Consider the following 24,553-nt stretch of genomic DNA (forward strand, 5'->3'; position numbering starts at 1 on the left):
ACGTAGAGCTTTGTGATACTGACTGCTACGTAAAAAGGGCAGCCGAAGCTGCCCTTTTCCTACCCCACAATCCGCTTATTCAGCCAGCTTGAAGGTGATGAAGCTTGCGCGTCCCTGACGCAGCACGCGCATCGACACCGAACGGTTCTTCGGCAGGTCTTTGGCAATTTCGGTGAATTCCTTGGCCGAACCGATGGCCTGGTTGTTCAGGTGGCTGATGACATCGCCCGGACGCAGGCCGATCAATGCTGCCGGGCCGTCCTGGACCTCCTTGATCACCACGCCGCCCTTGAGCTCCAGGGATTTTTTCTGCTCGGCGGTCAGGTCGGTCACGGACACACCCAGACGGTTGCTGCTGCGCTCGACGCTGCCCTGGGCACCGGTGCCGATGTCAGCTTCTTCATCCGGCAGGGCGCCGACGGTGACATCGAGGTTCTGGCGCTTGCCATTGCGGATGATCTCAAGCTTGGCCTTGGCGCCATCCTTGAGGCTGCCAACCAGGTGCGGCAGGTCGGCCGACATGACGATCGGCTGGCCATTCATGCTCAGGATCACGTCGCCCACCTGCAGGCCGCCCTTGGCCGCCGGGCCGTCTTCCAGCACCTGGGCTACCAGGGCGCCAGCCGGCTTGTCGAGGCCGAAGGATTCAGCCAGGTCCTTGTTGACCTCCTGGATCACCACGCCCAGCCAGCCGCGGCTGACCTTGCCGTCTTTCTTCAGCTGGTTGGAAACGTCGATCGCCACGTCGATCGGGATGGCGAAGGACAGGCCCATGAACCCGCCGGAACGGGTGAAGATCTGCGAGTTGATACCGACCACCTCGCCATTCATGTTGAACAGCGGGCCGCCGGAGTTGCCCGGGTTGATCGCCACGTCGGTCTGGATGAACGGCACATAGGTGTCGTTGGGCAGGGTACGGCCCTTGGCACTGACGATGCCTTTGGTCACCGAATGGTCGAAGCCGAACGGCGAACCGATGGCCAGCACCCACTCACCCACCTTGAGCTTTTCCGAATCGCCCAGTTTGACGGTCGGCAGGTTCTTGCCTTCGACCTTGAGCAGGGCCACGTCGGTGCGTGGGTCGGTGCCGACCAGCTTGGCTTGCAGCTCGCTGCGGTCGGAGAGGCGAACGATGATTTCGTCGGCGTCGGCGACCACATGGTTGTTGGTCAGCACATAGCCATCGCTGGAAATGATGAAGCCCGAGCCCAGCGACTGCGCTTCGCGCTGGCGATCACCCCGAGGCGAGCGCGGCTGCTGTGGCATGTTGCGCTCGAAGAACTCGCGGAACATCGGCGGCAGGCCTTCGAGGTCGGGCATCTGCCCGGCGGCGATACGGCGGTCCGGCAGTTTCTGCTTGGTACTGATGTTGACCACCGCCGGCGAGGCCTGCTCGACCAGGGTCGTGAAGTCGGGCAGGGCTTCCTGGGCTTGGGCGGTGAGCACCTGGCCGAGCATCAGCACAGCGGCGAACATCGATAGGTAGGGTTTCAAGCGTGGTATTGACATACGGCTCCCGTTACAACGAGCGTAGTTAGCAGTTAGGCCCAGCAGACGCAGAAAAGGCCAGACTCCCAGAAGAGCCTGACCTATAGAAAATTTATGGCTGGATTGCAAATGACAATGGGTTAATTTCCTGTCAGCACTGTGTAACAGAAGCTTTCACAAAGCGCCGTTACTGACGCGCCTGAGCATCCTGGGCCCGCATCGACAACGCCACGCGCTCGGCGGTACCCAGTGGAATCTCACCGACCACGGTGACCATCACTTTGCCCTTGGGCGTGTTGAGATGGCGCGAGACCGCGACGGTCGGGCCGAGCTGAGTGCGGGTATCGGTGCCTGAGTTGTCGCTGATCGGTTCAAGGAACACCGAGAAGCGCGTCAGGCCATCGTCATACATCAGGCTGCTGATGGTACTTTTGCGGTCCGGGTCACGGCGCACACTGCTGTTGATCAGCTCGAAGCCTGGTGGCAGCCAGTCCGAGCGCCAGCCAGCAACGGCCTGCGAAGTACTCGCGACCACCCGCTCGATCGGCTTGCAAGCGGCACTGGCACTGAGGTCGGCGTCACTCGGCAGGTCTTCGGTGTCCAGGCGGGTCATCTGGAAGCGTTCGAGCAACTGCCCCTTTTCGTTGAGCATCAACGAGCGCAGCGGCAAGCCGGTTTGGCGGTCCAGGTGGAGTTCGAAGGCGTAGCGATGCTGATCACGCGGGGTGAGGGTCACAATCACCGCGTCGCGCCCGGCGACGCGTGACTTGCCTGCCACGCTCAGGTCGTACCAGCTCATCAGTTTCAAAGGGTCGAGCATGCGCGGGGCGGCGTCGGGCGGTGCGGTCACACCGCTGACCAAGGCGCCGCTGACGCATTGCACCTTGCCATCGACACGCACGATTTCCTGGGCAGCGCCATCGAGCTGGAGTAACCGCTCGCTGACCTTGCCGTCCTGGACGCGATGCCAGATATCGTGTGTGGAGAAGCTGCCGTTGCGCTCGTAGACGAACGACCCCTGGTAACTCTGCCTTTGTTCAGCCTGTGCCAGCTTGTTCAGCCACTCGCTCGCCTCGGGCGTGGAGTTGGCCGCGTAGGCCTGCACCGTCAGGCTGCTGCCAAGCAGCAGCGACAGGAGAGGTAGCGCGCGCATGATCCTCCTTACTAGCGGTTTTCCAGGCTGGCAGCGCGTGCGTAAGGCAGAGCGGTCTCGGTGCCTTTGAGCGCGGATTCCTGGGCATGCTGGCGCAGATAACCTGGCAGACGCTGATCCCAGCCAGCCTGGTTCTGCAGCACACCGTTGGCCATCGGCCCGGTCGGTTGTTCGCTGCTCTCACTATAGCCTGCCAAAACGGCGGGGCCTTGTGCCTGTGGCATGCTCAGCCCCTGCTGGGCAGGCTGCTGGGACGCAAGTTCGGCACCCGTGATCTCGTCCTGGTTGTAGAAACGCACGCCAGCCAGCACGGCAACGGTCACCGAGGCAGCCACGGCCAGGCGGCCAATGCTGCGCCACGGGCCTTGTTTGACCTTGGCAGGCACCGCCTCGTCGGCCAATGCTGCGGAGACCGCCGAGGCGATATCCAGCTTGGGCAACAGCAATTCCTTGTGCATCGCTGCGCGAGCGACCTGGTAGCGCGACCAGGTGGCACGGGTTTCGGAATCGTCGACGGCATTGAGCACTCGACGCAGTTCCAGTTCGTCCGCTTCGTTATCCATTACCGCGGACAGCGATTCCTGCAAAGCTTCACGACTCATGGCGGTTCCTCTCTTGGCTGTCGCCGCTGTCTCAGGTTTCCTGCAACAGCGGTTGCAGGGCTTTGTCTATGGCCTCCCGAGCGCGGAAAATCCGGGAGCGCACGGTACCCACCGGACATTGCATGACACTGGCAATGTCCTCGTAACTCAGGCCATCGAACTCGCGCAGCGTCAACGCCGTGCGCAGGTCTTCCGGCAGTTGCTGGATGGTGCGATGGACAGTGCCTTCGATTTCATCCCGCAACAAAGCGCGTTCTGGGGACTCGAGATCCTTGAGACCATGATCGCCGTCGTAAAACTCCGCATCCTCGGAGCTCACATCGCTGTCTGGCGGCCGTCTTCCACGGGACACCAGATAGTTTTTCGCCGTGTTGATGGCGATGCGGTAAAGCCACGTATAAAACGCGCTGTCACCGCGGAAATTCCCCAGCGCCCGGTATGCCTTGATGAAGGCTTCCTGCGCCACGTCCTGCGCTTCATGGGTGTCGTGTACGAAACGCACGATCAACCCGAGAATCTTGTGCTGATACTTCAGCACCAACAGATCGAACGCTCGCCTGTCGCCGCGCTGCACGCGCTCGACAAGCTGCTGATCCTCTTCCTGGGTTAGCATGAACACTCCTCAGTGAACTCGAAGGAGCGTTGCGACAAGCATCGTTCAGGCTTGCAACCATAGACTCGGGCTTTACGCAAAAGTTCTCCCCTCCAAGCAAGTTTCCTGCGGCCCTTGGTCGGCTCGCACGAAAGACGCAGCGCGGTCACGGCCGGCTGCGTCGATAATCAGGTTTCAGTACGCAGGTCTGAGCCCAAGCAAAGGGCCGCCGCCCTGCGTCGCCGCGGCAAAATGTGGCGTGCGTACAGCCTTCTTAGGATTTCCTGGGGTAGAGGAAAGTTCCCAAAAAGATCGTCTTTGCCCCGCAAGCGCCATTGGAAATCAGGCCCCCGGGGCTGCTATAAAGGCATCCCGGCCCGGTTTCACGATAGTTTCACAATGCCATCTGCGCTTGACTATTGTGCCGTGCCCCCTTCGAAGATTACTAGTGTCCCGACATGAGCCAACAATTCCAACATGATGTCCTGGTGATCGGCAGTGGTGCGGCTGGTCTGAGCCTGGCACTGAACCTCCCCGGCCACCTGCGCATCGCCGTACTCAGCAAAGGCGACCTGGCCAACGGCTCTACCTTCTGGGCCCAGGGCGGCGTGGCCGCAGTGCTCGACAACACCGATACCGTGCAGTCGCACGTCGAGGACACCCTCAATGCCGGCGGCGGCCTGTGCCACGAAGACGCGGTGCGGTTCACCGTCGAACACAGCCGCGAAGCAATCGAATGGCTGATCGAGCAAGGCGTGCCGTTCACCCGTGACGAGCACTACAGCGTCGACGACGGTGGTTTCGAGTTTCACCTCACCCGCGAGGGCGGCCACAGCCACCGGCGCATCATCCATGCCGCCGACGCCACCGGTGCGGCGATCTTCAAAACCTTGCTCGACCAGGCCCGCCAGCGGCCGAACATCGAGCTTCTGGAGCAGCGCGTCGCGGTCGACCTGATTACCGAGCGCCGCCTGGGCCTCGCCGGCGACCGTTGCCTGGGCGCCTATGTACTGGACCGCAACACCGGCGAGGTCGACACCTTCGGCGCCCGCTTCACCGTGCTGGCCACGGGCGGCGCGGCCAAGGTGTACCTGTACACCAGCAACCCCGACGGCGCCTGTGGCGACGGTATCGCCATGGCCTGGCGGGCTGGTTGCCGGGTGGCGAACCTGGAGTTCAACCAGTTCCACCCCACTTGCCTGTATCACCCGCAAGCCAAGAGCTTCCTGGTGACCGAAGCCCTGCGCGGCGAGGGCGCCCTGCTGCGCCTGCCCAATGGCGAGCGCTTCATGCCCCGCTTCGACCCACGCGAAGAGCTGGCACCACGGGACATCGTCGCCCGCGCCATCGACCATGAGATGAAGCGCCTGGGCGTGGATTGCGTGTACCTGGACATCAGCCACAAGCCGGCCGAGTTCATCAAGAGCCACTTCCCCACCGTCTACGAGCGCTGCCTCACCTTCGGCATCGACATCACCCGCCAGCCGATCCCGGTGGTGCCAGCGGCCCACTACACCTGCGGCGGGGTCATGGTCGATGATCGCGGCCACACCGACGTACCCGGCCTTTACGCCATCGGCGAAACCAGCTTCACCGGCCTGCACGGCGCCAACCGCATGGCCAGCAACTCGCTGCTCGAATGTTTCGTCTACGGCCGCGCCGCCGCCGCCGACATCGAGGCGCACCTCGACCAGGTGAGCATGCCCCGCGCCCTGCCCTGCTGGGACGCAAGCCAGGTCACCGACTCTGACGAGGACGTGATCATCGCGCACAACTGGGACGAACTGCGGCGCTTCATGTGGGACTATGTCGGCATCGTGCGCACCAGCAAGCGCCTGCAGCGTGCCGAGCACCGCGTGCGCATGCTGCTGGACGAAATCGACGAGTTCTACAGCAACTACAAGGTCAGCCGCGACCTGATCGAGCTGCGCAACCTGGCCCAGGTCGCCGAGCTGATGATCCGTTCGGCGATGCAGCGCAAAGAGAGCCGCGGCCTGCACTACACCCTCGACTACCCGGGCATGCTGCCCGAGGCCCACGACACTATCCTGCAGCCGCCCACCTTCGCCGGCTGAACTTCAGCCGCACGCGCAGGCGCCGATGCGCCTCAGGGGCCAGTGCATCGCTCACGACGCACTGGCTCTCACTGAGCCAGCGGCCCTTGCGCACGAAGCGCAACACCACCAAACCTGGCTGGGCAATGCTGTCGCGGCACAACCGCACCGCCTGCCAGCCACGGGCACGGCTGTACAAACGCCAGCCACGCGGGTCGCGGCGCAAGCCGGTGATCGCCTCGGGGTGCGTGAGCAGGATACGGCGGGGAATGGTCCAGCAGGCATGCGCCAGGCAGGCGAAGCACACCAGGCCGCGCAGCCAGAACGGCAGTGCGATGACGGCCAGGGTGATGATCGCCAGCGCCTGGCTGGCGAGGTAGGCCGTCAGCAGCAGGCGTGAGCCCTGCCAACGGCACTCGAAACGGTCACTTGGGCTGGACACGGTCCAGGATGATGCGGACCATGCGCTGCAGCTCCGGGTCTTCGGACTCGTTGCGCTCCATGAACCAGCCGAACATGTCCTGGTCTTCGCAGCTCAGCAGGCGCACGTAGAGTTCACGGTCGGCTTCGCTCAGGCTGGGGTAGACCTCCTGGGTGAAAGGTACCAGCAGCACGTCCAGTTCCAGCATGCCACGGCGGCTGTGCCAGAAAAGCCGGTTGAGTTCAGTTTGTTCGACCATGGGGCCCTCCTCGAATGGTCGGGCAGTATACCGTGCGGCGCACGAAGCGACACCGGGCGTTGGTCTAGTCACCTACCTATTTTGTTACTGGCGTTCTATGATGGCCGCCAGTCTCTAGCTACCGCGATGACCCATGGCCGATTCCGCTTTTTTCTGTACGCTCGCCCACGAGGGCATCCTCGCCGTGCGCGGGTCCGATGCCGGCAAGTTCCTGCAAGGCCAACTGACCTGCAACCTCAACTACCTCAGCGATGAACACGCCGGCCTCGGCGCTCGCTGCATGGTCAAGGGCCGGATGCAGTCGAGCTTCCGCATCCTCCCGCAAGGTAATGGCTACCTGCTGGCGATGGCCAGCGAACTGCTCGACGCGCAATTGGCCGACCTGAAAAAGTACGCCGTGTTCTCCAAGGCTACCCTGAGCGACGAAAGCGCTGCCTGGGTACGTTTTGGCCTGCAACACGGCGAAGCTGCCCTGCAGGCCCTGGGCATGAACGTGCCGGAAGCCGCTGGTGCGACCGTGCGTCACGACAACCTGATCGCCCTGCGTGTCTCGGCTGGCCGGGTGGAATTGTGGGCGCCCGCCGAACAGGCCACGGCAGTACGCGAAACCCTCGCCGCCAGCCTGCCCGAAGGCACGCTGAACGACTGGCTGTTGGGCCAGATCCGCGCCGGCATCGGCCAGGTCATGGGCCCGACCCGCGAACTGTTCATCCCACAGATGATCAACCTGCAGGCAGTCGATGGCGTGAGCTTCAAGAAAGGCTGCTACACCGGCCAGGAAATCGTCGCGCGCATGCAGTACCTGGGCAAGCTCAAGCGCCGCCAGTACCGCCTCGCGCTCGACCAGGCCGACGTGCCGGCGCCAGGCGCCGAGATCTTCTCGCCCACCCACGGCTCGTCGGTCGGTGAAGTGGTGATCGCCGCCAGCGCGGGCGACGGTGTCGAGCTGCTGGCCGTGCTCAGCGCCGACGCAGTGGCCGACGACAACCTGCACCTGGGCAGCCTCGAAGGCCCACGCCTGGCGCTGCTCGACCTGCCTTACGAACTGGACCGCGACCGGGAAATCCAACGCTGACCAGCCCGCCCCGCCCACGGGGCGGGGCCGCACCACCTTTGCCGTAGAGAAGTCCATGAACAAGCTGGCCGAGATGGTCCAAGCGCAATTGCTCACAGCCATCGACAACGACGACCTGGTCCTGCCGACGCTTCCGGAGGTTGCCCTGAGCATCCGCGAAGCCGCCGAGGACAGCGAAATCAGCGTATCGGCCCTGAGCAAGGTGATCGGCCGCGACGCCGCCCTGTCGGCGCGCCTGATCAAGGTGGTCAACAGCCCCCTGCTGCGCGCCGCGGTTGAAGTCACCGACCTGCACACCGCCATCACCCGCCTGGGCATCAACTACAGCTGCAACCTGGCCATTGGCCTGGTGATCGAGCAGATCTTCCATGCCCGCGCCCCGGCGGTCGAACAAAAACTCCGCGATATCTGGGCCAACAGCCTTGAAGTCGCAGGCATCAGCTATGAACTGTGCCGCCGTTACACCCAGCTCAAACCCGACCAGGCCGCGCTTGGCGGCCTGGTTCACCAGATCGGCGCACTGCCGGTGCTGATCTATGCCCAGGAGCACAACGAACTGCTATCGGACCCGGTGTGCCTGCATTACGTGATCGAACAGATCCAGCCAGCGTTGGGCGACAAGATCCTCAGTGCCTGGGAATTCCCTGAGCAGCTGGTCAAGCTGCCAGGCCAGGTCCAGGACCTGGACCGGCGCACCGACCAGGTCGACTACATCGATGTGGTGCAGGTCGCCCGCTGCATCAGCCAGCGCGGGCGCAGTCGGCCGCTGGCGGCGCTGCCCGCCTACCGGCACCTGGGGCTGCCCTACGGGACCGAGCTGAATGTCGATGAGCTGCTGGAAGCGCGGAACATGTTGCGCTGATCCCGTATCGCCTGGGCTGGCCTCTTCGCGGGTAAATCGCATCGGCGCACCGCCGCTCCCAGAGGAACTGCATCTCCCTGTGGGAGCGGGTTCACCCGCGAAGAGGCCCTCATAAGCAACCCATCAATCGGCGATAAAACTCACCCGCACCTTCAACCCGCCCCGCTCGCCATCATGCAGGCTGATCTGCGCCAGGTGCGCCCTGCAGATTTCGCCGACGATGGCCAAACCCAGCCCGCTGCCCTGCGCGCTGCGCCGGTAGAAGCGCTCGAACACTCGCTCACGCTCCTCCTCGGGAATCCCCGGCCCATCGTCCTCGACCTCCAGCACCGCCGGTGCCAACACCCGCAGAATCACATCGCCACCCACCGGTGTATGGGCCAAGGCGTTATCCACCAGGTTGCTGAGCAACTCGTTGAGCAAGGTCGGCTCGCCCTTGAGCCATACCGGCGCTTCGGCTTCCAGCGCCAGCGACACGCCGCGGGCATGGGCCAGGGGGGCCATGGCCATGCCCAGATCACGGGCCAACTGGCTCAGATCCAGGCGCTGGGCGCCGCCTTCGGCGATGGCCCGTGCGCCGTTTTCCACCCGTGCCAGCGACAGCAATTGGTTGGCCAGATGAGTCAGGCGGTCAGTGCCTTGGGCGGCGGCGTCCAGGGTCTGGCGCCACTCCTCGGGATCCTTCGAGCGCAGGCCCAGTTCGACCCTTGCCTTGAGCGCCGCCAGCGGGGTGCGCAGCTCATGGGCGGCATCGGCGATGAACTGCGCCTGGCGCTCGAACTGCCCACGCAAGCGCTCGGTGAAGTGGTTGAGGGCACGCACCAGCGGCCCGAGTTCGCGCTGCACCTGCACCACCGGCAAGGCCCGCAGGTCGTCCGGCTGGCGCTCTTCCACCGCGCCCCGCAGGCGCTCCAGCGGGCGCAGCGCGGCGCTGACCGCGAACCACACCAGCACCAGCGCACCCAGCGCCAGCATGCCCAGGCGCAGCAGGGTGTCGGCCATCAGGCCACGGGCCATGCGCACCCGCGCCTCTTCGGTTTCGGCCACGCGAATCTCGGCCATGCCGTTCATGTTCGGTTCGCTGACCGCCTTGAGCAGGCTGACCACCCGCACATCCTGGCCCTGGTAAGTGGCGTCGTAGAAACGGGCGAGCGCCGGGTAATCATCTGTGCGCGGCGTACCCGGTGGGGGCGCTGGCAGGTTTTCATAACCCGAGATCAGCTTCTGGTGGATGTCCAGCACCTGGTAGTAGATGCGCCCGGCGCTGTCGTAGGCGAAGGTATCAAGGGCCACATAGGGCACATCGGCGCTGAGCGTGCCGTCGCGTTGCGAAAGCCCGGCGGCAATGGTTCGCGCCGAAGCCAGCAGGGTGCGGTCGTAGGCGGTGTCGGCGGCTTCACGGCCATTCCAGTAAGCGCTCAGGCCGCTGGCCAGCATCAGCACCACCAGCAGCAGTGCCAGGTTGCCCAGCAGGCGCCCGCGCAGGCTGCCGTTGTCACGCATCGCGGTGCTCGAGCAGGTAGCCCAGGCCACGGAAGGTGACGATGGCCACCGGGTGACCATCGAGCTTCTTGCGTAGCCGGTGGATATAAATCTCGATGGCGTCGGGGCTGGCCTCTTCGTCCAGGCCAAAGACCTGGGCCGCCAACTGCTCCTTGCTCATCACCCGGCCCGGTCGGGCGATCAAGGCTTCGAGCACGCTCTGCTCGCGCTGGGTGAGCGTCAGTGGTTCGTTTTCGAGGGAAAACCGCCGGGTATCGAGGTCATAGACCAGCGGGCCACAACGCTGCTGGCGCTCACCGCCAAGCACGCTGCGGCGCAGCAACGCCTTGACCCGCGCCTCGAGTTCGGTCAGTTCGAAAGGCTTGGCCAGGTAATCATCGGCGCCCAGGTTCAGGCCATGCACCCGGTCCTTCACATCGCTGCGCGCAGTGAGCATCAGCACCGGCACGGTCTTGCCGCGCCCACGCAGGCGCGCCAGCACCTCGAAGCCGTCCATGCGCGGCAGGCCGACATCGAGCACCGCCACAGCGTAGTCCTCGCTGGCCAACGCCAGGTCGGCGGCCACGCCGTCATGCAGCACATCCACGGTCAGCCCTTGGCTCTTGAGGGCCTGGGCCACGCTTTCGGCCAGTTGCAGGTGGTCTTCGACCAGCAGCACACGCATCGGATTCTCCCAGCCCCGGTAGGGCTTTTTGCGCGGATTTTTGCGCGGAGTGTACCGCCGTCACCGGGCCTGTGAAGCCCCGGCAGCAAACCTTTCACGCTGAAAGGTTAGCGAAAGGTTGATTGCCTAGCATCGCACCACGGTCGCCCCACGCGCCGCCAAAAGCACCAGCAAGGTGCAATTTATAAGAACAATAATTGGAGTCACCGACGATGCTGTCCATGCAGCCGCAGGCGTTCGCGCCTTCCCGTTCGTTCGCCGCCCGCCCATGCGCCCTCGCCAGCGCCGTCGCCCTTGCCGGTGTCGCCCCCCTGAGCCAGGCCGCCTTCTTCGAAGACAGCACCGCCACCTTCGAAACCCGCAACATGTACTTCAACCGCGACTTCCGCGACGGCACCAGCGCGCAGCAATCCAAGCGCGACGAATGGGCCCAGGGCTTCATGCTCAACTTCGAGTCCGGTTACACCGAAGGCACCGTGGGCTTTGGCCTTGATGCCCTGGGCATGCTTGGCGTGAAGCTCGACTCCAGCCCCGACCGCACCGACACCGGCCTGCTGCCCACCCATGACGACGGCAAGGCGGCCGACGAGTACTCCAAGCTCGGCCTGACCGGCAAGGTGAAAGTGTCCAAGACCGAACTGAAAGTCGGCACCCTGATCCCCGAACTGCCCACCCTGCAGCCCAACGACGGGCGCATCCTGCCGCAGACCTTCGAAGGTGGCCTGGTCACCTCCAACGAGATCAAGGGCCTGACCTTCACCGGCGGGCGCCTGGACAAGGCCAAGGACCGCAACGACACCAACTGGGAAGACCTGGCGCTGAACAACAAGAACGGCCGCTTCGGTGGCAGTTTCAGCGCCGACAACCTCGACCTGGCAGGCCTGGACTACAAGTTCACCGACCGCATCACCGGCAGCTACCACTTCGCCCAGCTCGACGATATCTACCGCCAGCACTTCATCGGCATGGTTGCCACCCAGCCCTGGGGCCCGGGCACCTTCGGCGCTGACCTGCGCCTGGCGGTGAGCGACGAAGCCGGCCAGGCCAAGGCCGGGCGCATCGACAACACCACCTTCAGCGGCATCCTCAGCTATGGCCTGGGCGGGCACAAGCTCAGCGCCGGCTGGCAGCAACTGAGCGGCGACAGCGCCTTCCCCTATGTCGACGGCGCCGACCCCTACCTCGTCAACTTCGTGCAGATCAACGACTTCGCAGGCGCCGACGAGCGCTCCTGGCAGGCGCGCTACGACTACAACTTCGCCGCCCTGGGCGTGCCCGGGTTGACCTTCATGACCCGCTACATCAACGGCGACAACGTCAGCCGCGCCGCCGGAGGCGAGGGCAAGGAGTGGGAACGCAACACCGAACTCAAGTACGTGGTACAAAGCGGCCCGTTGAAAAACGTCGCCGTGCGCCTGCGCAACGCCACCTTCCGCTCCAACATCGCCCGCGACGCGGACGAGGTACGGCTGCTGGTGAGCTACAGCGTAGCTCTGTGGTAACTCATAACAACAACGCTCACGGAGATAGACGATGACCTTTTCACTGCGCCGCCTCGCCCTCGCAACCGGCTGCCTGCTGCTGGCAGGCAATGCCCTGGCCGCCGAACCGAAACGCCCCGAATGCATCGCCCCGGCTTCGCCCGGCGGCGGTTTCGACCTGACCTGCAAGCTGGTGCAGAGCGCCCTGGTGGAGGAAAAGATCCTCAGCAAACCAATGCGCGTGACCTACATGCCCGGCGGTGTCGGCGCGGTGGCCTACAACGCCGTGGTCGCCCAGCGGCCAGGCGATGCCGGCACCCTGGTGGCCTGGTCCAGCGGCTCGCTGCTGAACCTGGCCCAGGGCAAATTCGGCCGCTTTGACGAGAACGCGGTGAAATGGCTGGCAGCCGTGGGCACCAGCTATGGCGCCATCGCGGTGAAGAGCGACTCGCCCTACAAGACCCTCGACGACCTGGTCGCGGCCCTGAAGAAAGACCCGAGCAAAGTAGTGATCGGCTCCGGCGGCACCGTCGGCAGCCAGGACTGGATGCAGACCGCCTTGATCGCCAAGGCCGCTGGCATCAACCCGCGCGACCTGCGCTACGTGGCCCTGGAAGGCGGCGGCGAAATCGCCACCGCGCTGCTCGGCGGCCATATCCAGGTCGGCTCCACCGATATCTCCGACTCCATGCCGCACATCCAGAGCGGCAACATGCGCATCCTCGCGGTGTTCTCCGAGAAGCGCCTGGACGAGCCGGAAATGAAAGACATCCCCACCGCCAAGGAGCAGGGCTACGACATCGTCTGGCCGGTGGTGCGCGGTTTCTACCTGGGGCCGAAGGTCAGCGACGAAGACTACGCCTGGTGGAAAGCCTCGTTCGACAAGATGCTCGCCTCGGAAGACTTCGCCAAGCTGCGCGACCAGCGCGAGCTGTTCCCGTTCGCCATGACTGGCGAAGAGCTGGACGGCTATGTGAAGAAGCAGGTGGCCGATTACAAGGCACTGGCCCGTGAGTTCGGGCTGATCCAGTAAGCCGCCCCGGCATCCTCCACGTGGGAGCGGGCTTGCCCCGCGACGACCTTGACAGCGTTTAACCAGCGACCAGTACCCGGATGGCCTCCAGGCGCAAGGCGGCCTTGTTCAACGCGGCCATGCCGTCTTCGCGCTGCTGGCGCAGGGCGTCGATTTCGCTGTCGCGCACGCTCGGGTTGACGGCCTTGAGCGCTGTCAGGCGCGCCAGCTCTTCGTCAGCCTCGGCGGCCAGGCGTTGCTGTGCCTGGGCAACCCGCTCCTCATGGACCGGAATGACCTTGGCTTCACCCGCGCTGATGCGCTTGGCCAGGACATCGCGCTGGGCCTGGACGAACTTGTTGGCGCTGGCCTTGGGCACGCTTTCAAGCTGGTCGTTGAGGGTTTCGAAGGCCACGCGCGGGGCCAGGTCGTTGCCATTGGCGTCGAGCAGGCAGCGCAGCGCCGCCGGGGGCAGGTAGCGGCCCATCTGCAGGCTGCGCGGGGCGACCACTTCGCTGACGTAGAGCAGCTCGAGCAGCACGGTGCCGGGCTTGAGCGCCTTGTTCTTGATCAGCGCCACGGCGGTGTTGCCCATCGAGCCGGACAGCACCAGGTCCATGCCGCCCTGCACCATCGGGTGCTCCCAGGTGAGGAACTGCATGTCCTCGCGCGACAGCGCCTGGGCGCGGTCGTAGGTGATGGTCACGCCTTCGTCGTCGCCCAGGGGGAAGCTGGCGTCGAGCATTTTCTCGCTCGGTTTCAGGACCAGGGCGTTCTCGGAATGGTCTTCGCTGTCGATGCCGAAGGCGTCGAACAGGGTTTCCATGTAGATCGGCAGGGCGAACTGGTCGTCCTGCTCGAGGATCGCCTCGACCAGCGCCTGGCCTTCGCCGGCACCGCCGGAGTTGAGCTCCAGCAGGCGGTCGCGGCCGGTGTGCAGCTCAGCTTCCAGGCGCTCGCGCTCGGCGCGGGCTTCGCCGACCAGCTTGGCCCAGCCCTTGTCGTCGCCACCGGCCAGTTGCGCCAGCAGGCGCGGGCCGAACTGGTGCTGCAGGGCGTTGCCGGTCGGGCAGGTGTTGAGGAAGGCATTGAGGCCTTCGTGGTACCACTGGAACAGGCGTTCTTGCGGGCTGTCCTGCAGGTACGGGATGTGCAGCTCGATGGTGTGCTTCTGGCCGATCCGGTCGAGGCGGCCGATGCGTTGCTCGAGCAGGTCCGGGTGCGCCGGCAGGTCGAACATCACCAGGTGGTGGGCGAACTGGAAGTTGCGGCCTTCACTGCCGATCTCGGAGCAGATCAGCACCTGGGCGCCGAACTCTTCGTCGGCGAAGTAGGCGGCGGCGCGGTCGCGCTCGAGGATGCTCATGCCTTCGTGGAATACCGTGGCCGGGATGCCGGAGCGCACGCGCAGGGCGTCTTCCAGGTCCATGGCGGTTTCGGCGTGGGCGCAGATCACCAGGACCTTGGTGCGCTTGAGCATCTTCAGGGTGTCGATCAGCCAGTCGACGCGCGGGTCGAAGCGCCACCAGCGCTCGTCGTCGCCGGGCTCGCCCTGGGCCTGGAAGGCCACTTCCGGGTACAGCTCGGCACGCTCGCCGGATGGCAGCGCGGCATACGGCTCGGGGTTGGCCAGCGGGTAGGGGTGCAGCTGGCGCTCGGGGAAACCCTGGATCGCCGCGCGGGTGTTGCGGAACAGTACGCGGCCAGTGCCGTGACGGTCGAGCAGCTCGCGGATCAGGCGCGCGCTGGCCTGGCTGTCGCCATCGGTAACGGCGGCCAGCAGGGCTTCACCCTCGGCGCCCAGGAAGCCCTGGATAGTGGCGTGGGCTTTCGGCGACAGGCGGCCTTCGTCGAGCAACTCCTGCACCGCCTCGGCCACCGGGCGATAGTTTTCGCTCTCGGCGCGGAACGCGGCCAGGTCGTGGAAACGGTTGGGGTCGAGCAGGCGCAGGCGGGCGAAGTGGCTGTCCTGGCCAAGTTGTTCAGGGGTGGCGGTAAGCAGCAGCACGGCCGGGACGACTTCGGCCAGTTGCTCGACCAGGGCGTATTCGGCGCTGGCCTGCTCTTCGTGCCAGACCAGGTGGTGAGCCTCGTCGACCACCATCAGGTCCCAACCGGCGGCGAACAGCGCGTCCTGGGCCTTTTCATCGTCGACCAGCCATTCCAGGGCGACCAGCGCCAGTTGGGCGTCTTCGAACGGATTGGTGGCGTCGCTTTCGATGAAGCGCTCGGCGTCGAACAGGGCGACCTGCAGGTTGAAGCGGCGGCGCATTTCCACCAGCCACTGGTGCTGGAGGTTCTCCGGTACCAGGATCAGCACGCGGTTGGCGCGGCCGGACAACAGCTGGCGGTGGATCACCAGGCCCGCTTCGATGGTCTTGCCCAGGCCTACTTCGTCGGCCAGCAGCACGCGCGGGGCGATACGGTCGGCCACTTCGCGGGCGATGTGCAACTGGTGGGCGATGGGTTGAGCGCGCACGCCGCCCAGGCCCCACAGCGACGACAGCATCTGTTTGCTGGTGTGCTGCAGGGTGTTGTAGCGCAGGGAGAACCACGACAGCGGGTCGATCTGGCCGGCGAACAGGCGGTCACTGGCCAGGCGGAACTGGATGAAGTTCGACAGCTGGGTCTCGGGCAGCACATGTGCCTGGTTCTGGGCGTCGATGCCGTGATAGATCAGCAGGCCGTCGATGACCTCGACTTCGCGCACGGTCAGCTTCCAGCCCTCGAAGTGGATGATCTGGTCGCCTGGCGAGAAGCGCACGCGGGTCAGCGGCGCGTTGCGTAGCGAGTACTGGCGGGTTTCCCCCGTCGCCGGGTAGAGCACGGTCAACAAGCGACCATCCTCGGCCAGGATGGTCCCAAGTCCGAGCTCTGCTTCGCTGTCGCTGATCCAGCGTTGCCCCGGTTGATACTGCTGCGCCATACTGCCTGAACTCCCGCGATGAAAAAGCCGAGTATGTTAACGGATCGGCTGCGCCAGACCAATGAATGTGAAGAGTCTAGCGCTTTCATCGACGAACACCGTCCCGTCACGAGGGCCAAGCGCCAACATGGCTGCCAAGCACCGCTGGTTGAACCTCTCCCTGGCCATTGGCAGTTTCACGCTGCTGGCCGCCTGTGAACAGAAAACCTTCGAAGTATTGCCGCCGATTCCGGTCGAGCAGCTGGAAGTGCTGGGCGTGCAGACCCCGATCAAGAGCGTGCATTTTCATGACCGCGAGGGCGAAGGCCTGCTGGTGCTGAGCCGGGTCGACGGCCAGGCCAGCGACCCGGATACCGAGGAGGAGGTCGACAAGGTGGTGCTCAAGGCCACGTTGTATGGCCGTGCCGCCAGCGCAGAGGTGTTCAAGCCGCGCTGGCAGATCGAGCAGGAAACCACCTGCGCCGGCCTGGACCTGGATGTCGACTTCTATACCGATGTCAGTGACGTCAGCGACCTGAACAAGGACGGCGTCGCCGAAGTGACCGTGGCCAGCCACGCGTTCTGCGGCGGTGGCATCGACCCGCACGATATCGCCATCGAGATGCGCGAAGGCCAGGCGGTATACAGCATTACCGGCCAGTCGCTGATTACCCCGGCCGGTGAAGAACCCTTTGGTGGCGAGCGCGAAGACAGTGCCTCGCTGAAAAACGCCCCGCAGGTGCTGCGCGAGCATATGGACGCGGTCTGGCAGCAGGTCTACAAGCGGCCATGGAGCGAAACCAGCGCGCCACCGGACGACGACCCCGACGGCGACGATCAATAACAGCAGCCCCCAGGCCCGTGCGGCGTTGTGATACACCGCCCACCATTGCCCACAGGCGTTCAAGGCGGCGTAGCGCCGGCCGACACAGTGGCTACAGGAGAACATTCCATGCTGCCGCCCATCATTCCGCTCAGCGCCGCCCCGGTGACCTCGCAACAGGACCCGGTCAAGCCGCCGCCGGCCATCCCGCCGGTGGTGCCGACACAACCGGCCGCCGGCGAAGGGGCCATCGACCTCAAGCATCATCGCGACCCAGCAGAGCGCGCCCTGCTGTTGCGTGAAGAACAGCGGCGCCAGCAGCAACAGCGCAACCAGGGGGACGCAGAGCAGCTTGTGGTGGTGCCCGGCGAGGAACTCAACGCCGACAACACCGTGCCCGTGTCGCCGCTGGGCGAACGCACGCGCCAGGGGCTGTTGGTGGACATCGAAGTCTGATGTGCACCGGAGTGTTTTGCTGCAAAACCTAGTCAGCGCTCATGCTTGCCTTCATCATGAGTGCCTCTGCTGTCCGTCGAGCCCGCCATGAGCCAAGACAACCTGATCGACTTCGGCGCTGAACGCGCCAAACGAATCCATGACCTCAAAGACAAGCGCTTGAACGACATGCGCCAGGCCTTCGAGCAGGCCATGCCGCTGGCCTCTGGGAAAAAGAAAAAGCCCAAGGGCAAACCCAAGAAGCGCTGAAACTTGATGCAGGTCAACCCTGCACCCGCCTCGCGTGCCCGGCCCCGGGCACCATTGACTCTGGTCAATTTCCCCCCGCCTGCCTTTGGTTACTGTGCACTCATCGGATGACGGCACACCAAGGGAGGGGCCGACATGTTCTTCGACAACGTGGTTATCGCCGGTGTGGTGACGGTCGGGCTGATGTTGGCCTTCTTTGCCGGTCTGGGCATTTTCATCTGGAAGGATGCGAACAAGCGCAAGCAGCGCTGATCCTTCCCGATTCGCGAGCACGCAAGGCATTTAGGGCGACTTCGGTCGCCCATTTTTTTTGCCTCGAGTTTTCCCCTGTAGGAGCGGCTCATCTAGATGATTAGCTAGCTAATTAATCGTCTGCGCTTTATCCTCCCCCCAGTTGTCTATCGTTCTTCTCATACCCTCTGCTCCCGCAAGGTCCGATTCGTGCCCATCACCTTCCAGGCCCTGTTCGCCCCCAGCAGCCTCGCGCTCAAGTTCGCCATCAAGACCCTGCTTGGCGGTGGCCTGGCGTTGTGGCTGGCGATGCGCTGGGGCCTGGAGCAGCCGGCCTGGGCGCTGATGACTGCGTTCATCGTCGCCCAGCCGCTGTCGGGGATGGTGATCCAGAAGGGCTTGGCACGGTTGGCCGGCACGCTGGTCGGTACCTTCATGTCGGTGGTGTTCATCGGTGTGTTCGCCCAGACGCCCTGGCTGTTCCTGCTGACGCTGGCGCTGTGGCTGGCCCTGTGTACCGCCGCTTCGACCCAGCTGCGCAGCGCCTGGGCCTATGCCTTCGTGCTGGCCGGCTACACCGTGGCGATCATTGCGCTGCCGGCGATTGACCACCCGTTGCAGGTGTTCGACCAGGCGGTGGCGCGTTGTACCGAGATCTGCCTGGGCATCTGTTGCGCCACCGCCAGCAGTGCGCTGATCTGGCCCATGCGGGTCGAGCAGCAACTGGCAGGCCAGGCGCGGCAGGCCTGGCAAAACGGCCTGCAGGCGGCCAGCGCTATGCTGGGCGGCGAGGATGAAGCGCGCAAAGGGCTGCTGGAAAGCCTCGGGCGCATCGTGGCGATCGACGCCCAGCGCGAGCATGCCTGGTTCGAAGGCAGACTCGGACGCCAGCGGGCCAAGGCGATCCAGGGGCTGAGCCAGAAGCTGATGGTGTTGCTGCGCATCTCGCGCTCGGTGCGCCGGCAGTGGCGCCAGCTCGATGAAATTGAGGCAGGACATCTGGCGCCATGGCTGGATGAGGTGCGCACCCTGCTGGCCAGCCCCGAACAGGCCAGCCTGCTGGTGTTGCGCCAACGGGTGTGGGATGCCGCCCAGGACACGCGGATCAGCTCCGCCGAGCATTACTGCCTGGCGCGCCTGGCGTTGTTGCTGGACTACGCCATGGCGGCCACCCAGGCGCTCGCCGATGTGGAGCAGGGCCGGGCACCCAAGGAGCAGGTGCAAAGCCTGGCGGTGCACCGCGACCTGTCCCTGGCCCTGCTGTTCGGCTCACGCAGTGCCCTGGCGTTCCTGGTGATGAGCAGTTTCTGGCTGGCCACCGCCTGGCCTTCGGCGCCGGGCGGCCTGGTGCTGACATGTGTGGTCTGCAGCCTGTTCGCCAGCCGCGAGAACGGCGCGCAGATCGGCCTGAGCTTCTTGCGTGGGATCTTGCTGGCGGTGCCGGCGGCGTTCCTGGTCGGGCAGATCCTGCTGCCGCAATGGAGCAGCTTCGCGATGCTCTGCCTGGGCATGGGTGTACCGCTGTTCCTTGGCGCATTGGGTATGGCCCATCCGCGCACCGGCGCTACCGCCACGTCCTATTGCCTGCACTTCATCGTGCTGGTGGCACCGCTCAATGCCATGCATTTCGATGTGGCGAGCATGCTCAACAGTGCACTGGCCATGCTGATTGGCGTGAGCGCCGCGGTACTGGCATTCCGCCTGCTGGTGCTGCGTCACCCAGCCTGGCTGGGCCGGCGCTTGCGTGCGGCGACCCAGGGCGACCTGGTGCGCCTGACCCGGCGCGACCTGCGCGGTGCCGACAGCTGGTTTGGCGGGCGCATGGCCGACCGCCTGATGCAACTGGCGCGGCATGCCAGTGAGTTGCCAGAGACCGAGCGCCAGCGTTGGGACGAGGGCCTGCACAGCCTGGATATCGGCGACGAACTGGTGCACCTGCGTATGTGCCTGGCGGTGGCCCAGGCGCCCTTGGCCAACGCCGAGCGCCAGTACCTGCAGCAACTTGAGGCGGTCCTGGCGAGCGGCCCGGCGCCGGGCCGAGGCGCGCGCCTGGATGCCGCCAGCGCACAATTCATCGAGGCCCTGCAGGGTCAACCGCCCAGCGATGCACTGCGCCTGGCCGAGGGCGCGGTACTGCAGTTGCGCAAGAGCTGGGGCAAATGGTGCCGTTGGCAGGAGGACGCCCATGGGGTTGCGTGAGTGGGCGCTGGGTGGCGTGCTGCTCAGCCCGTTTCTGATTTATGTAGTGCTGGCGCTGCTGCTGACCGGGCTGCTGCGCTTTGTTGTGCAGGCCACGCCGCTGGGGCGCTGGATCTGGCACGAAGCGCTGTTCGATACGGCATTGTTCGTTTGTGTCCTGTACCTGGTGGTGCGTTCGCTAGGTCCACTTTAAGGAGTAAGTTCATGCGTACAGCCGTACGTGCCCTGGTCACCTTGTGTGTGGTAATCCTCGCCGTCTTCGCAGGCTTCAAGCTCTGGCAGTACTACATGCTCACCCCCTGGACCCGGGATGCCCGGGTGCGCGCCGATGTGGTGGTGATCGCCCCTGATGTGTCCGGTTGGGTGAGTGCGCTGAAGGTGCAGGATAACCAGCAGGTCAAGGCCGGTGACCTGCTGATGACTATCGACCGCGAGCGCTTCCAGGCCGCCTTCGACCAGGCCTCTGCGGTGGTCGAGACCCGTACCCAGCAAGTGCGCCTGCGTGAGCGCGAAGCCGCGCGCCGCACCGCCCTGGGGCCGGAGGCGATCAGCGCCGAGCTGCGCGAGAACGCCCAGATCAATGCGGCCGTTGCCCGGGGCGAGCTGCACGAGGCCGAGGCCCAGCTGAAGGTGGCGAAGATCAACCTGGCCCGCAGCGAAGTGCGCGCGCCGCGCAGCGGGCACATCACCAACCTGCGCTTGGCCCAGGGCAACTTCGTCACTACCGGGCAATCGGTGATGGCGCTGGTGGACGATGCCACTTTCTATATCCAGGCGTACTTCGAAGAGACCAAGCTGCCGCGCATTCGCGTCGGCGACCCGGTCAAGGTGTGGCTGATGGGGGCGGGAGAGGCGATGAACGGGCATGTGCAAAGCATCAGCCGCGGCATCACCGACCGCAACTCGACGCCTGACGGGCAATTGCTGCCGGAGGTGGAGCCGACCTTCAACTGGGTGAGGCTGGCGCAGCGTATCCCGGTGCGGATTCAGCTGGACCAGATCCCCGAGGGGGTGAGCCTGAGCGCAGGGATGACCGCAAGCGTGCAGGTGCGTGAGGATCAGGTCGAGCGGTGACACTGCGAGCTTGATTGTGTCTGTAGGAGCGTTCGCCAGCTTGGCGCGGTCTCAAGGCTGCTGTGCGGTCGCCGCCAGGACGATCTCGCGAATGCACACCTGCTGCGGCTGCTGGTACGCCCAGAGGATCGCGCCCGCCACATCCTCCGCTGCCAGCACCACGCCGCCCATGTCGTTGGCTTTCCATGCCTGATAATCGCGCTTGATGCCCTCATCGGTGGTATGCCCGAGCAGCTCGGTTTCCACCGCGCCCGGGGCGATGGTCACCACCCGCACGTTGTGCGGTGCCAGTTCTTCGCGCAGGTTCTCCGACAGGCCGTGCACGGCAAACTTGCTGCCGACATAGGCCACATGGTTGGGGAAGGTCTTGCGTCCGGCCACGGAGCTGACGTTGATCAAAGTGCCGTGCCGACGCTCACGCATGCCGCCGACCAGCGCGTGCACGCCGTTGAGCAGGCCTTTGACGTTGATGTCGAACATGCGCTCCCACTGCTCCGGGTCCTGCTCGTGCATTTGCCCCAGCAGCATCACCCCGGCATTGTTCACCAGCGCATCGGCCGGGCCGTGCAAGGCTTCGGCCTCGTGTACGGCGGCCACCAGCGCCGCGCGGTCGCGGATATCCACGGCGCGGCACAGGCAGTTGGGCAGCGCCAGCGCCTGCAAGCGCTCCAGGCGCCGGGCGATCAGCAGCAGCGGGTGGCCAGCGGCGGCGAACAGGCGGGCAGTGGCGGCGCCGATGCCGGAACTGGCGCCGGTGATGATGATGAGGGGCTTGTGCATGATGGTCTCCGAGGCATAATCGTTTTCGATGGTCGAAATTCTAGGTATTGCTGAAAACCTTGAAAAACGGCTTTTTTCTTTGGCTGGCATCGGTTTCAACTATGGATATTCGTCATCTCAAAGCGTTCATCGCGGTGTTCGAGGAGCGCAACATCACCATAGCCGCCCAGCGCCTGTGTGTGGCCCAGCCCACGCTGTCGGTGACCATTCGCCAGCTGGAGGAGGACCTGGGGGCCGAGCTGTTCGTACGGCAGGCCCGCGGCGTCGAGGTCACCGAGCAGGCCCGTGCACTGTATGCCCAGGCCTGTCGCATGGTGGCCGAGGCCGACGCCCTGCGCCGGCGTTTTCGCCAGGGGCGCGAACAGGTGCCGCTGACGCTGGGGATCGAGGCGGACATCGCGCCAGCCCAGGTCGAGGCTTGTGTGCGTCTGGCCAACCAGGCGGTGGAGCGGCTGCAACTGACCTTGCTCGAAGGTTGCGCCGGCGATGCGCGGCTGGCCGACGAGGAGCAACGCTGCGAGGACGAGTTGTTCCTGCCGCTGTGGGAGGAGGCTTTCGTGCTGGTGTCGGCCACCGGTAGCCAACCGGATGGGCGTTGGATCAGTTGCCCGCAGCACCCCTCTCACCAACGCCTGATGGCCGCTTATGGCGAAGGTGAGCAGGTAGGGCAGGCCGCTTCGCTGCAACAGGCACTGGCCATGGTGGCGGCCGGCCTGGGCACGGCGTGGCTGCCGCAGTCGTTGGCCGAGCGCCACTCTGGGGTGTATTGGCAGCCAGGCCCCGGGCTGGCGCTGCGCCGCCGGATCGGGCTGTGCCTGACCCGCGAGGCTCTGGCGCTGCCGGCACTGGCCAGCCTGCACCAGGCACTGGGTGGCAGTTAGAGGAACATACCGCCGGAAACTTCCAGGCGTTGCCCGGTGATCCAGCCGTTGCCGTCTTCGAGTAGCAAAGCCACGGCCGCGCCGATGTCGTCGGGCACTCCGACCCGCCCCAAGGCGGTATTGCCCGCGATGAAGTCGTTGACCTGCGGGTTGTCACGCACAACGCCACCGCCGAAATCGGTCTCGATGGCGCCCGGGGCAAGAATGTTGACGCGGATGCCACGGGCACCCAGTTCCTTGGCCTGGTAGCGGGTCAGCACTTCCATCGCGCCTTTCATCGCCGCATAGGCGGCATAGCCGGGGAGGGCGAAGCGGGTCAGGCCGGTGGAGATGTTGACGATGCGCCCACCATCGGCGAGCAACGGCAGCAAGCGCTGGGTCAGGAAGAACGGGCCCTTGAGCTGGATATTCAGCAGCTGGTCGAACTGTGCTTCGCTGGTGTCGCTGAACGGGACGTTCAAGCCGATCCCGGCGTTGTTCACCAGGAAGTCCAGCTGCCGGCTGCCGAACTGCTGCTGCAGGGTGTCGCCCAGGCGCTCGACGAAGGCGGCGAAGCTCGAACTGTCACTGACATCCAGTTGCAGCATGGCGGCGCGTACACCGGCCGCTTGCAGAGTGGCGGCCACCGCCTGGGCCTCATCGGCCTTGCTGTGGTAAGTGCCGATGATGTCGATGCCGCGGGCGGCCAGGTGTTGGGCAGTGTTGCGGCCCAGGCCGCGGCTGGCGCCAGTGATCAGGGCAATCTTGCGAGTCATGTCGGTTACCTCATGGGCGATGGCTGATGCGCACAGGTTATTGATCGGTCGATGGCTGTTAAATCCAGCGAAACCGGAAATACTGTTCGTATTTTCAGGACAAATGAGGTGGCGGATGAACAAGCTGGAGCTCTTGCGCACATTCGTCCGAGTCAGCGAGCTGAGCAGCTTCACCCTGGCCGGCGACAGCCTGGGGTTGCCGCGTTCGACCGTCTCCGAGCAGGTGCGGGCGTTGGAGCAACTGCTCGGCACGCGCTTGTTCAACCGCACCACGCGCCGGGTGCAGGCCACCCAGGATGGGGTGCTGCTGTACGAGCGCAGCAAGGACCTGCTGTCGGGGATGGACGAGATCGAGAGCCTGTTCCGCGCCGACGACGCCGAGCTTGCCGGCTGCCTGCGCATCGACTTGCCGACCATGATGGCGCGTCGGGTCATCGTGCCGGTATTGCCAGAGTTTCTTGAGCGCTTTCCACGGCTTGAAGTGGAGATCAGTTGTACCGACCGCCAGGTGGATCTGCTGCGCGAGGGCTTTGATTGCGTGATGCGCATCGGTGCCTTGAGCGACCTGGACGTGGTCGCCCGGCCGGTGGGGCAGTTGAGCATGCGCAACTGCGCCAGCCCCGCCTACCTCGAACGCCACGGCGTGCCGCGCAGGCTCGAAGACCTGGCGGGGCACCGGCTGGTCCACTACGTGCGCAGCCTTGGGGCGCGCAGCCAGGGCTTCGAATACCTGCACGGCGGCGAGCTGCGCTACCAGGCCATGGCCGGGGTGGTGACGGTCAACAACGCCGAGGCCTATTCCGCCGCCTGCCTGGCGGGCCTCGGGCTGATCCAGGTGCCGGCGGTGGGCGTTGCCGAGCACCTGCAGCGTGGCGAGCTGGTCGCGCTGCTCGAACAGTGGCAGGCACCGGCCATGCCGGTGTCGCTGCTGTATGCGCGGCAGCGCTATGTGCCGCGGCGGGTCCAGGCGTTCATGAATTGGCTGGCGGCGTTGCTGGCGTCCCAGGTCGATCCGCCGCCGGGCTGAAAATCCC

25 protein-coding genes are annotated in these 24,553 nt (G+C 65.1%); 14 read left to right on the forward strand and 11 right to left on the reverse strand.

The genetic code is table 11. From position 1 onward, the window contains the following. Positions 1 to 75: 75 nt before the first annotated feature. The 4 genes from ACQ4N9_RS22525 to rpoE form a co-directional block, all read right to left on the reverse strand. Complete coding sequence (locus tag ACQ4N9_RS22525) at positions 76 to 1,476, reverse strand: DegQ family serine endoprotease (RefSeq protein ID WP_371923754.1); 1,401 nt, start codon at positions 1,474 to 1,476, stop codon at positions 76 to 78. Positions 1,477 to 1,675: 199 nt separating this feature from the next. Beyond that, complete coding sequence (locus ACQ4N9_RS22530) at positions 1,676 to 2,641, reverse strand: MucB/RseB C-terminal domain-containing protein (protein ID WP_390967169.1); 966 nt, start codon at positions 2,639 to 2,641, stop codon at positions 1,676 to 1,678. An 11-nt stretch (positions 2,642 to 2,652) separates the two neighbouring features. Then, positions 2,653 to 3,243 carry a sigma-E factor negative regulatory protein gene (locus ACQ4N9_RS22535; RefSeq protein ID WP_110993791.1) on the reverse strand — a complete coding sequence of 197 codons (591 nt, stop codon included), beginning with the start codon at positions 3,241 to 3,243 and terminating at the stop codon, positions 2,653 to 2,655. 31 nt (positions 3,244 to 3,274) lie between these two features. Continuing rightward, the gene (gene rpoE / locus ACQ4N9_RS22540; RefSeq protein ID WP_010220971.1) at positions 3,275 to 3,856 is read right to left on the reverse strand and encodes an RNA polymerase sigma factor RpoE; all 582 of its coding nucleotides are present in this window, start codon (positions 3,854 to 3,856) and stop codon (positions 3,275 to 3,277) included. A 437-nt stretch (positions 3,857 to 4,293) separates the two neighbouring features. Between rpoE and nadB the strand changes: the two genes are divergently transcribed. After that, complete coding sequence (gene nadB / locus ACQ4N9_RS22545) at positions 4,294 to 5,910, forward strand: L-aspartate oxidase (protein WP_390967168.1); 1,617 nt, start codon at positions 4,294 to 4,296, stop codon at positions 5,908 to 5,910. On the opposite strand, the gene ACQ4N9_RS22550 is transcribed toward nadB, so the two are convergent. Together ACQ4N9_RS22550 and ACQ4N9_RS22555 are read right to left on the reverse strand one after the other, a co-directional pair. Then, the gene (locus ACQ4N9_RS22550) at positions 5,879 to 6,331 is read right to left on the reverse strand and encodes a protein YgfX (RefSeq protein WP_390967167.1); all 453 of its coding nucleotides are present in this window, start codon (positions 6,329 to 6,331) and stop codon (positions 5,879 to 5,881) included. The two genes, nadB and ACQ4N9_RS22550, sit on opposite strands and share 32 nt — an antisense overlap. Then, the gene (locus tag ACQ4N9_RS22555) at positions 6,315 to 6,569 is read right to left on the reverse strand and encodes a succinate dehydrogenase assembly factor 2 (RefSeq protein WP_110993788.1); all 255 of its coding nucleotides are present in this window, start codon (positions 6,567 to 6,569) and stop codon (positions 6,315 to 6,317) included. The genes ACQ4N9_RS22550 and ACQ4N9_RS22555 overlap by 17 nt, the downstream gene beginning before the upstream one ends. A 133-nt stretch (positions 6,570 to 6,702) precedes the next feature. Between ACQ4N9_RS22555 and ACQ4N9_RS22560 the strand changes: the two genes are divergently transcribed. After that, entirely contained in the window at positions 6,703 to 7,644 is a 942-nt protein-coding gene (locus ACQ4N9_RS22560) for a YgfZ/GcvT domain-containing protein (protein WP_390967166.1), read from the forward strand. Between the two features lie 55 nt (positions 7,645 to 7,699). After that, positions 7,700 to 8,506, forward strand: a complete 807-nt coding sequence (locus ACQ4N9_RS22565) for an HDOD domain-containing protein (protein WP_125462808.1) — start codon at positions 7,700 to 7,702, stop codon at positions 8,504 to 8,506. A gap of 123 nt (positions 8,507 to 8,629) precedes the next feature. Here ACQ4N9_RS22565 and ACQ4N9_RS22570 read toward each other — a convergent pair whose 3' ends face one another. Continuing rightward, the gene (locus tag ACQ4N9_RS22570; RefSeq protein WP_390967165.1) at positions 8,630 to 10,009 is read right to left on the reverse strand and encodes a sensor histidine kinase; all 1,380 of its coding nucleotides are present in this window, start codon (positions 10,007 to 10,009) and stop codon (positions 8,630 to 8,632) included. Next, on the reverse strand, positions 10,002 to 10,673 hold the full coding sequence (locus tag ACQ4N9_RS22575; protein WP_153788765.1) for a response regulator: 672 nt from the start codon (positions 10,671 to 10,673) through the stop codon (positions 10,002 to 10,004). The genes ACQ4N9_RS22570 and ACQ4N9_RS22575 overlap by 8 nt, the downstream gene beginning before the upstream one ends. Positions 10,674 to 10,885: 212 nt before the next feature. Here ACQ4N9_RS22575 and ACQ4N9_RS22580 point away from each other — a divergent pair, with 212 nt between their 5' ends. Then, entirely contained in the window at positions 10,886 to 12,175 is a 1,290-nt protein-coding gene (locus tag ACQ4N9_RS22580; RefSeq protein ID WP_390967164.1) for an OprD family porin, read from the forward strand. A gap of 31 nt (positions 12,176 to 12,206) precedes the next feature. Next, positions 12,207 to 13,187, forward strand: a complete 981-nt coding sequence (locus tag ACQ4N9_RS22585; RefSeq protein WP_110993782.1) for a Bug family tripartite tricarboxylate transporter substrate binding protein — start codon at positions 12,207 to 12,209, stop codon at positions 13,185 to 13,187. A gap of 58 nt (positions 13,188 to 13,245) precedes the next feature. On the opposite strand, the gene rapA is transcribed toward ACQ4N9_RS22585, so the two are convergent. Beyond that, a complete protein-coding gene (rapA, locus tag ACQ4N9_RS22590) occupies positions 13,246 to 16,092 on the reverse strand; it encodes an RNA polymerase-associated protein RapA (RefSeq protein ID WP_110996405.1) in 2,847 nt (948 codons plus the stop codon). 127 nt (positions 16,093 to 16,219) lie between these two features. Here rapA and ACQ4N9_RS22595 point away from each other — a divergent pair, with 127 nt between their 5' ends. The 7 genes from ACQ4N9_RS22595 (at position 16,220) to ACQ4N9_RS22625 (ending at position 21,103) form a co-directional block, all read left to right on the forward strand. Further along, positions 16,220 to 16,915: a M949_RS01915 family surface polysaccharide biosynthesis protein gene (locus ACQ4N9_RS22595; protein WP_125462920.1), complete on the forward strand. Its 696-nt coding sequence runs from the start codon at positions 16,220 to 16,222 to the stop codon at positions 16,913 to 16,915. Positions 16,916 to 17,023: 108 nt separating this feature from the next. Then, complete coding sequence (locus ACQ4N9_RS22600; RefSeq protein ID WP_390969360.1) at positions 17,024 to 17,350, forward strand: aspartate-semialdehyde dehydrogenase; 327 nt, start codon at positions 17,024 to 17,026, stop codon at positions 17,348 to 17,350. 87 nt (positions 17,351 to 17,437) lie between these two features. Further along, positions 17,438 to 17,599 carry a hypothetical protein gene (locus ACQ4N9_RS22605; RefSeq protein ID WP_167409876.1) on the forward strand — a complete coding sequence of 54 codons (162 nt, stop codon included), beginning with the start codon at positions 17,438 to 17,440 and terminating at the stop codon, positions 17,597 to 17,599. Between the two features lie 135 nt (positions 17,600 to 17,734). After that, positions 17,735 to 17,851 carry a cytochrome c oxidase subunit CcoM gene (ccoM, locus tag ACQ4N9_RS22610; RefSeq protein ID WP_279630498.1) on the forward strand — a complete coding sequence of 39 codons (117 nt, stop codon included), beginning with the start codon at positions 17,735 to 17,737 and terminating at the stop codon, positions 17,849 to 17,851. Positions 17,852 to 18,040: 189 nt separating this feature from the next. Next, positions 18,041 to 20,029 carry an FUSC family protein gene (locus tag ACQ4N9_RS22615; RefSeq protein WP_390969358.1) on the forward strand — a complete coding sequence of 663 codons (1,989 nt, stop codon included), beginning with the start codon at positions 18,041 to 18,043 and terminating at the stop codon, positions 20,027 to 20,029. Further along, positions 20,016 to 20,222, forward strand: a complete 207-nt coding sequence (locus ACQ4N9_RS22620) for a DUF1656 domain-containing protein (protein ID WP_110996401.1) — start codon at positions 20,016 to 20,018, stop codon at positions 20,220 to 20,222. Before ACQ4N9_RS22615 ends, ACQ4N9_RS22620 begins: the two co-directional genes overlap by 14 nt. A gap of 11 nt (positions 20,223 to 20,233) precedes the next feature. Further along, positions 20,234 to 21,103 (forward strand): efflux RND transporter periplasmic adaptor subunit, encoded by an 870-nt coding sequence (locus ACQ4N9_RS22625; RefSeq protein WP_258705840.1) that lies wholly within the window; start codon positions 20,234 to 20,236, stop codon positions 21,101 to 21,103. Between the two features lie 51 nt (positions 21,104 to 21,154). Here ACQ4N9_RS22625 and ACQ4N9_RS22630 read toward each other — a convergent pair whose 3' ends face one another. Beyond that, positions 21,155 to 21,883: an SDR family oxidoreductase gene (locus ACQ4N9_RS22630; protein WP_125857681.1), complete on the reverse strand. Its 729-nt coding sequence runs from the start codon at positions 21,881 to 21,883 to the stop codon at positions 21,155 to 21,157. A 101-nt stretch (positions 21,884 to 21,984) separates the two neighbouring features. On the opposite strand from ACQ4N9_RS22630, the gene ACQ4N9_RS22635 reads away from it, so the two are divergent. Continuing rightward, positions 21,985 to 22,764 (forward strand): LysR family transcriptional regulator, encoded by a 780-nt coding sequence (locus tag ACQ4N9_RS22635; RefSeq protein ID WP_390969355.1) that lies wholly within the window; start codon positions 21,985 to 21,987, stop codon positions 22,762 to 22,764. Here ACQ4N9_RS22635 and ACQ4N9_RS22640 read toward each other — a convergent pair. Further along, the gene (locus ACQ4N9_RS22640; protein ID WP_125857683.1) at positions 22,761 to 23,519 is read right to left on the reverse strand and encodes an SDR family NAD(P)-dependent oxidoreductase; all 759 of its coding nucleotides are present in this window, start codon (positions 23,517 to 23,519) and stop codon (positions 22,761 to 22,763) included. The genes ACQ4N9_RS22635 and ACQ4N9_RS22640 overlap by 4 nt on opposite strands. Positions 23,520 to 23,634: 115 nt before the next feature. Between ACQ4N9_RS22640 and ACQ4N9_RS22645 the strand changes: the two genes are divergently transcribed. Then, positions 23,635 to 24,546 (forward strand): LysR family transcriptional regulator, encoded by a 912-nt coding sequence (locus ACQ4N9_RS22645; RefSeq protein ID WP_390969352.1) that lies wholly within the window; start codon positions 23,635 to 23,637, stop codon positions 24,544 to 24,546. The last annotated feature ends 7 nt before the right edge of the window (positions 24,547 to 24,553 follow it).

This window comes from Pseudomonas sp. ES1, from assembly GCF_050586605.1.
GTDB classification, from domain to species: domain Bacteria; phylum Pseudomonadota; class Gammaproteobacteria; order Pseudomonadales; family Pseudomonadaceae; genus Aquipseudomonas; species Aquipseudomonas sichuanensis.

Bases quoted from the DNA above. Each gene is read 5' to 3' on its own strand.
- rpoE (WP_010220971.1), bottom strand. From the start codon at position 3,856: ATGCTAACCCAGGAAGAGGATCAGCAGCTTGTCGAGCGCGTGCAGCGC.
- nadB (WP_390967168.1), top strand. From the start codon at position 4,294: ATGAGCCAACAATTCCAACATGATGTCCTGGTGATCGGCAGTGGTGCG.
- rapA (WP_110996405.1), bottom strand. From the start codon at position 16,092: ATGGCGCAGCAGTATCAACCGGGGCAACGCTGGATCAGCGACAGCGAA.
- ACQ4N9_RS22620 (WP_110996401.1), top strand. From the start codon at position 20,016: ATGGGGTTGCGTGAGTGGGCGCTGGGTGGCGTGCTGCTCAGCCCGTTT.
- ACQ4N9_RS22605 (WP_167409876.1), top strand. From the start codon at position 17,438: ATGAGCCAAGACAACCTGATCGACTTCGGCGCTGAACGCGCCAAACGA.
- ACQ4N9_RS22600 (WP_390969360.1), top strand. From the start codon at position 17,024: ATGCTGCCGCCCATCATTCCGCTCAGCGCCGCCCCGGTGACCTCGCAA.
- ACQ4N9_RS22525 (WP_371923754.1), bottom strand. From the start codon at position 1,476: ATGTTCGCCGCTGTGCTGATGCTCGGCCAGGTGCTCACCGCCCAAGCC.
- ACQ4N9_RS22560 (WP_390967166.1), top strand. From the start codon at position 6,703: ATGGCCGATTCCGCTTTTTTCTGTACGCTCGCCCACGAGGGCATCCTC.
- ACQ4N9_RS22645 (WP_390969352.1), top strand. From the start codon at position 23,635: ATGAACAAGCTGGAGCTCTTGCGCACATTCGTCCGAGTCAGCGAGCTG.
- ACQ4N9_RS22575 (WP_153788765.1), bottom strand. From the start codon at position 10,673: ATGCGTGTGCTGCTGGTCGAAGACCACCTGCAACTGGCCGAAAGCGTG.
- ACQ4N9_RS22530 (WP_390967169.1), bottom strand. From the start codon at position 2,641: ATGCGCGCGCTACCTCTCCTGTCGCTGCTGCTTGGCAGCAGCCTGACG.
- ACQ4N9_RS22580 (WP_390967164.1), top strand. From the start codon at position 10,886: ATGCTGTCCATGCAGCCGCAGGCGTTCGCGCCTTCCCGTTCGTTCGCC.
- ACQ4N9_RS22640 (WP_125857683.1), bottom strand. From the start codon at position 23,519: ATGACTCGCAAGATTGCCCTGATCACTGGCGCCAGCCGCGGCCTGGGC.
- ccoM (WP_279630498.1), top strand. From the start codon at position 17,735: ATGTTCTTCGACAACGTGGTTATCGCCGGTGTGGTGACGGTCGGGCTG.
- ACQ4N9_RS22565 (WP_125462808.1), top strand. From the start codon at position 7,700: ATGAACAAGCTGGCCGAGATGGTCCAAGCGCAATTGCTCACAGCCATC.
- ACQ4N9_RS22625 (WP_258705840.1), top strand. From the start codon at position 20,234: ATGCGTACAGCCGTACGTGCCCTGGTCACCTTGTGTGTGGTAATCCTC.
- ACQ4N9_RS22585 (WP_110993782.1), top strand. From the start codon at position 12,207: ATGACCTTTTCACTGCGCCGCCTCGCCCTCGCAACCGGCTGCCTGCTG.
- ACQ4N9_RS22595 (WP_125462920.1), top strand. From the start codon at position 16,220: ATGGCTGCCAAGCACCGCTGGTTGAACCTCTCCCTGGCCATTGGCAGT.
- ACQ4N9_RS22570 (WP_390967165.1), bottom strand. From the start codon at position 10,009: ATGCGTGACAACGGCAGCCTGCGCGGGCGCCTGCTGGGCAACCTGGCA.
- ACQ4N9_RS22630 (WP_125857681.1), bottom strand. From the start codon at position 21,883: ATGCACAAGCCCCTCATCATCATCACCGGCGCCAGTTCCGGCATCGGC.
- ACQ4N9_RS22635 (WP_390969355.1), top strand. From the start codon at position 21,985: ATGGATATTCGTCATCTCAAAGCGTTCATCGCGGTGTTCGAGGAGCGC.
- ACQ4N9_RS22535 (WP_110993791.1), bottom strand. From the start codon at position 3,243: ATGAGTCGTGAAGCTTTGCAGGAATCGCTGTCCGCGGTAATGGATAAC.
- ACQ4N9_RS22555 (WP_110993788.1), bottom strand. From the start codon at position 6,569: ATGGTCGAACAAACTGAACTCAACCGGCTTTTCTGGCACAGCCGCCGT.